Source organism: Arthrobacter sp. ISL-72, assembly GCF_018613755.1.
Taxonomy (GTDB): domain Bacteria; phylum Actinomycetota; class Actinomycetes; order Actinomycetales; family Micrococcaceae; genus Arthrobacter.
Genome location: NZ_JAGGPP010000037.1, coordinates 1 through 5,458, shown reverse-complemented (window position 1 = coordinate 5,458; position 5,458 = coordinate 1). Strand labels below are relative to the sequence as shown.

Sequence of the window (5,458 nt, the reverse complement as noted above, 5' to 3'; positions counted from 1 at the left end):
GTTGTTTTTCAGCTGGTTTCAAATTTTGTGCAGCCGTTTGTTCCCGTTTTCCCGGGTTCGGTGGTTGTGTCTGTTTTACTTCAACGGAGAGTTTGATCCTGGCTCAGGATGAACGCTGGCGGCGTGCTTAACACATGCAAGTCGAACGATGATCCCCAGCTTGCTGGGGGGATTAGTGGCGAACGGGTGAGTAACACGTGAGTAACCTGCCCTTAACTCTGGGATAAGCCTGGGAAACTGGGTCTAATACCGGATATGACTCCTCATCGCATGGTGGGGGGTGGAAAGCTTTTTGTGGTTTTGGATGGACTCGCGGCCTATCAGCTTGTTGGTGAGGTAATGGCTCACCAAGGCGACGACGGGTAGCCGGCCTGAGAGGGTGACCGGCCACACTGGGACTGAGACACGGCCCAGACTCCTACGGGAGGCAGCAGTGGGGAATATTGCACAATGGGCGCAAGCCTGATGCAGCGACGCCGCGTGAGGGATGACGGCCTTCGGGTTGTAAACCTCTTTCAGTAGGGAAGAAGCGAAAGTGACGGTACCTGCAGAAGAAGCGCCGGCTAACTACGTGCCAGCAGCCGCGGTAATACGTAGGGCGCAAGCGTTATCCGGAATTATTGGGCGTAAAGAGCTCGTAGGCGGTTTGTCGCGTCTGCCGTGAAAGTCCGGGGCTCAACTCCGGATCTGCGGTGGGTACGGGCAGACTAGAGTGATGTAGGGGAGACTGGAATTCCTGGTGTAGCGGTGAAATGCGCAGATATCAGGAGGAACACCGATGGCGAAGGCAGGTCTCTGGGCATTAACTGACGCTGAGGAGCGAAAGCATGGGGAGCGAACAGGATTAGATACCCTGGTAGTCCATGCCGTAAACGTTGGGCACTAGGTGTGGGGGACATTCCACGTTTTCCGCGCCGTAGCTAACGCATTAAGTGCCCCGCCTGGGGAGTACGGCCGCAAGGCTAAAACTCAAAGGAATTGACGGGGGCCCGCACAAGCGGCGGAGCATGCGGATTAATTCGATGCAACGCGAAGAACCTTACCAAGGCTTGACATGGGCCGGACCGGGCTGGAAACAGTCCTTCCCCTTTGGGGCCGGTTCACAGGTGGTGCATGGTTGTCGTCAGCTCGTGTCGTGAGATGTTGGGTTAAGTCCCGCAACGAGCGCAACCCTCGTTCCATGTTGCCAGCGCGTAATGGCGGGGACTCATGGGAGACTGCCGGGGTCAACTCGGAGGAAGGTGGGGACGACGTCAAATCATCATGCCCCTTATGTCTTGGGCTTCACGCATGCTACAATGGCCGGTACAAAGGGTTGCGATACTGTGAGGTGGAGCTAATCCCAAAAAGCCGGTCTCAGTTCGGATTGGGGTCTGCAACTCGACCCCATGAAGTCGGAGTCGCTAGTAATCGCAGATCAGCAACGCTGCGGTGAATACGTTCCCGGGCCTTGTACACACCGCCCGTCAAGTCACGAAAGTTGGTAACACCCGAAGCCGGTGGCCTAACCCCTTTACGGGGAGGGAGCTGTCGAAGGTGGGACTGGCGATTGGGACTAAGTCGTAACAAGGTAGCCGTACCGGAAGGTGCGGCTGGATCACCTCCTTTCTAAGGAGCACCTACAACCGTCTTGCCTCATGTATGTGAGTGTGGAGGGGTTGTCAGGAGTACGCCCGTTGCGCAGACGCAAGTTCTGCGGCGGGTGCTCACGGGTGGAATATCAACAAATAGCGGCCGGCAGTTTTTTCCCTGACCCAGTACGGATGCTCTTCACTTGTGGAGGTGTCCTGGAACGGTCCCGGGGGGAGGGGTGTTGGTTTAGTGTTTGGCACACTGTTGGGTCCTGAGGCAACAGGACCATGGCGCCGGGTGGTTTCCTTCGGGGGATGGCCGGGTGGTGTGGGTTTTGTGTGTTTCTGGTTTCCTGGCTGCAGCGATCATGCATGTATCGGCCTTTGCGGGTTGTGTGTGTGGGGTGTGTGGTACGGGGTTGTTGTTTGAGAACTACATAGTGGACGCGAGCATCTTTTATAAGAAGCAATTTCCAAGAATATGAACCTGGATCTGGCTGCGCGTGATGATGGCTGTCCTTCGGGGTGGTGGTTGTTGGGTGTGGTTGGTTTTCGTGGTTCTCTCGAAAAAATGTTTTTTGATCTTTTGTGGTCAAGTTTTTAAGAGCACACGGTGGATGCCTTGGCATTAGGAGCCGAAGAAGGACGTAGGAATCTGCGATAAGCCTGGGGGAGTCGATAACCGGACTGTGATCCCAGGGTGTCCGAATGGGGAAACCCCGCCAGGGACGCGAGTTGCCTGGTGACCCGCATCTGAACACATAGGGTGCGTGGAGGGAACGCGGGGAAGTGAAACATCTCAGTACCCGCAGGAAGAGAAAACAATAGTGATTCCGTTAGTAGTGGCGAGCGAACGCGGATCAGGCTAAACCGTTCCATGTGTGATAGCCGGCGGGCGTTGCATGGTCGGGGTTGTGGGACTTTCCATACCATCTCTGCCGGGGTGGTGGGGTGTGAAGTGCAGGCATAGGTGAACGGTCTTGAAAGGCCGGCCAGAGAGGGTGTGAGCCCCGTAACCGTAATGTTGTGCACCGCCCGGGAGGTATCCCAAGTAGCACGGGGCCCGAGAAATCCCGTGTGAATCTGTCAGGACCACCTGATAAGCCTAAATACTCCCTAATGACCGATAGCGGACCAGTACCGTGAGGGAAAGGTGAAAAGTACCCCGGGAGGGGAGTGAAACAGTACCTGAAACCGTGTGCTTACAATCCGTCGGAGCCAGTCTGATTCTGGTGACGGCGTGCCTTTTGAAGAATGAGCCTGCGAGTTAGTGTTACGTCGCGAGGTTAACCCGTGTGGGGCAGCCGTAGCGAAAGCGAGTCTGAATAGGGCGTTGCAGTGGCGTGATCTAGACCCGAAGCGAAGTGATCTACCCATGGCCAGGTTGAAGCGACGGTAAGACGTCGTGGAGGACCGAACCCACTTCAGTTGAAAATGGAGGGGATGAGCTGTGGGTAGGGGTGAAAGGCCAATCAAACTTCGTGATAGCTGGTTCTCCCCGAAATGCATTTAGGTGCAGCGTTGCGTGTTTCTTACCGGAGGTAGAGCTACTGGATGGCTAATGGGCCCTACAAGGTTACTGACGTCAGCCAAACTCCGAATGCCGGTAAGTGAGAGCGCAGCAGTGAGACTGTGGGGGATAAGCTTCATAGTCGAGAGGGAAACAGCCCAGACCACCAACTAAGGCCCCTAAGCGTGTGCTAAGTGGGAAAGGATGTGGAGTTGCGAAGACAACCAGGAGGTTGGCTTAGAAGCAGCCATCCTTAAAAGAGTGCGTAATAGCTCACTGGTCAAGTGATTCCGCGCCGACAATGTAGCGGGGCTCAAGTACACCGCCGAAGTTGTGGCATTCACATATTATCCAAGCCTTTGTGGTTCAGGAGTGTGGATGGGTAGGGGAGCGTCGTGTGGGCAGTGAAGTCGCGGTGTAAACCAGCGGTGGAGCCTACACGAGTGAGAATGCAGGCATGAGTAGCGAAAGACGGGTGAGAAACCCGTCCGCCGAATGATCAAGGGTTCCAGGGTCAAGCTAATCTGCCCTGGGTAAGTCGGGACCTAAGGCGAGGCCGACAGGCGTAGTCGATGGACAACGGGTTGATATTCCCGTACCGGCGAAAAACCGCCCATGCCAAGCAGGGGATACTAACCGCCCGAAACCTGCCCGACACCCCTTGTGGGTGAAGGGTTTTGGTGGAGCGCGGGACCTGATCCTGGGAGGTAAGCGTATTAACAGGTGTGACGCAGGAAGGTAGCCGAGCCGGGCGATGGTTGTCCCGGTCCAAGGATGTAGGGCGAACGGTAGGCAAATCCGCTGTTCATGATGCCTGAGACCTGACGGGACCCCCGTATGGGGGGATTCGGTGATCCTATGCTGCCTAGAAAAGCATCGACGCGAGGTTTTAGCCGCCCGTACCCCAAACCGACACAGGTGATCAGGTAGAGAATACTAAGGCGATCGAGAGAATTATGGTTAAGGAACTCGGCAAAATGCCCCCGTAACTTCGGGAGAAGGGGGGCCCCAACCTTGAACACCACTTGCTGGTGGGAGGGGATCGGGGCCGCAGAGACCAGGGGGAAGCGACTGTTTACTAAAAACACAGGTCCGTGCGAAGTCGCAAGACGATGTATACGGACTGACTCCTGCCCGGTGCTGGAAGGTTAAGAGGACCGGTTAGCCTCACGGCGAAGCTGAGAATTTAAGCCCCAGTAAACGGCGGTGGTAACTATAACCATCCTAAGGTAGCGAAATTCCTTGTCGGGTAAGTTCCGACCTGCACGAATGGAGTAACGACTTCCCCGCTGTCTCAACCATAAACTCGGCGAAATTGCAGTACGAGTAAAGATGCTCGTTACGCGCAGCAGGACGGAAAGACCCCGAGACCTTTACTATAGTTTGGTATTGGTGTTCGGAGTGGCTTGTGTAGGATAGGTGGGAGACGTTGAAGCCCGGACGCCAGTTCGGGTGGAGTCATCGTTGAAATACCACTCTGGTCACTTTGGACATCTAACTTCGGCCCGTAATCCGGGTCAGGGACAGTGCCTGATGGGTAGTTTAACTGGGGCGGTTGCCTCCTAAAAAGTAACGGAGGCGCCCAAAGGTTCCCTCAGCCTGGTTGGCAATCAGGTGTCGAGTGTAAGTGCACAAGGGAGCTTGACTGTGAGAGAGACATCTCGAGCAGGGACGAAAGTCGGGACTAGTGATCCGGCGGTACATTGTGGAATGGCCGTCGCTCAACGGATAAAAGGTACCTCGGGGATAACAGGCTGATCTTGCCCAAGAGTCCATATCGACGGCATGGTTTGGCACCTCGATGTCGGCTCGTCGCATCCTGGGGCTGGAGTAGGTCCCAAGGGTTGGGCTGTTCGCCCATTAAAGCGGTACGCGAGCTGGGTTTAGAACGTCGTGAGACAGTTCGGTCCCTATCCGCTGCGCGCGCAGGAAATTTGAGAAGGGCTGTCCTTAGTACGAGAGGACCGGGACGGACGAACCTCTGGTGTGTCAGTTGTACTGCCAAGTGCACCGCTGATTAGCTACGTTCGGATGGGATAACCGCTGAAAGCATCTAAGCGGGAAGCTCGCTTCGAGATGAGATTTCCATACACCTTGTGTGTGAGAGGCCCCCAGCCAGACCACTGGGTTGATAGGCCGGATGTGGAAGCGAGGACTAACGACTCGTGAAGCTGACCGGTACTAATAGGCCGATAACTTACACCACACACTCTTCCCCGTGAACGGGATTCAAAAGCTGTTCACACCCGGGGAAGGGTAAAAGAAACAAGACTGCTTGCGTCCACTATGTGGTTCCCAACCAACAAACCCGTTCCCGGGCGCGTTGCACGGAACCAAAACCATAACTGAATACAACACCACAATGTTGTAACCACAA

2 rRNA genes are annotated in these 5,458 nt (G+C 55.4%); both read left to right on the top strand.

The window, feature by feature from the left end:
• Positions 1-80: 80 nt before the first annotated feature.
• Positions 81-1,608, top strand: a 16S ribosomal RNA gene (locus tag J7I92_RS22190).
• 553 nt (positions 1,609-2,161) lie between these two features.
• Positions 2,162-5,287 (top strand): 23S ribosomal RNA (locus J7I92_RS22185).
• Together the 16S and 23S rRNA genes form the textbook arrangement of a ribosomal RNA operon.
• Positions 5,288-5,458 lie beyond the last annotated feature (171 nt).